The organism is Chitinasiproducens palmae (genome assembly GCF_900095735.1).
Taxonomy (GTDB): domain Bacteria; phylum Pseudomonadota; class Gammaproteobacteria; order Burkholderiales; family Burkholderiaceae; genus Chitinasiproducens; species Chitinasiproducens palmae.
In genome coordinates this window covers 1-1,202 of sequence record NZ_FNLO01000030.1, presented here as the reverse complement: position 1 = coordinate 1,202, position 1,202 = coordinate 1, and the positions used below count along the sequence as shown (strand labels likewise).

At 62.0% G+C, this 1,202-nt stretch carries 1 protein-coding gene and 1 pseudogene; both read left to right on the top strand.

All coding sequences use genetic code 11. The features are described 5' to 3' along the window. A partial coding sequence (locus BLU54_RS22985; protein ID WP_139169811.1) for a phage portal protein occupies positions 1-480 on the top strand: 480 nt, incomplete at its 5' end. A gap of 39 nt (positions 481-519) precedes the next feature. Continuing rightward, a pseudogene (locus BLU54_RS22980) lies at positions 520-1,202 on the top strand (prohead protease/major capsid protein fusion protein); the annotation flags it as partial.

Here is a 1,202-nt window from a genome sequence, read left to right as displayed (position 1 = left end):
GCCGCGCCGATGGCCGGTAACGGCTACGAGGAGCATTGCCGCATCGAGCTGCGGGCGATTGCCGCCGCCTGTGGCTTGACCTATGAGCAATTCACCGGCGACTACTCGCAGGTTAACTTCACCAGTGGGCGATTGGCGAAAATGGAGTTCAAGCGGATCGTTGAGCAGGAGCAGTGGTTGATCTTCATTCCACTCTTCCTTAACTGCGTCGCCGACCGGTTCGTCTCTGTGGCCTACGTTGCCGGTTTGACCAGGAAAGCGGCATGCGCTCGTGACTGGACCGCGCCGCGTATCGAAATGACCGATCCGCTAAAGGAAGTCAAGGCGCTCATCGCCTTGATTGACGCGGGGCTGATTAGTCGACAAGAGGGCCAGCGACAGCTCGGCTACGACGTCGAGACGATGAACGACGAGATCGCCACCGATCCGCCGCCGAAGACAAGGACAGCAACCAGGCGAACGCCTGCCACCAACACCTAAGCCCGCCGCGAGCGGGCTTTTTCATTTGGAGGGTCAGCAATGCCCCAAGCGAGCAACGCGCCGGCGCGACGACCGGATGCAAGCAGTGCGGAGATGGTCACGCGGCTTATGCCGGTCTCAACTGTTGACGCAGACCAACGCAGCGTCGAATGCACCTGGACGACGGGCGCAAAAGTGCGCCGGTACGACTCCGCGCGCGATCGCATGTACATCGAGGAATTGGGATGCGGTGTTGGCGTCACGGTGCGTATGGATCGCCTCGCGTCCGGTTCCGCGCCACTGCTCAATTGCCATAGCAGCTGGGGACTTGGCTCGGTCCTCGGCGTTGTCGACCGCGCGGACCTGGACCAGGCGAAGGGCACCGGCACGGCGTCGCTGCGCTTCTCGAAGCGCGACGAGGTCGAGCCGTATTTTCAAGACGTGCTCGACAGGATTCTGCGCAATGTCTCGGTGGGCGTCCGTGTGTACCGCTACGAGATGATCCCGCCGGGCACCGAAGGCAATACCGACTGGATCTACCGCGCGATGGATTGGGAGCCGATCGAAATTTCTCTAGTGCCGGTAGGCGCCGATGCAGGTGCTGTCATCCGCAGCGCCGACGGTTCCCCGGCCGAACCGATTTTCTACCCCTGCGAATTCGTCGAGCGAGGCGCGGGGCCTCAACGCGAGGCAAGTGCCTCACAACGCAACCTAGGAGCTGCAATGCCCGATGCAACCAATCA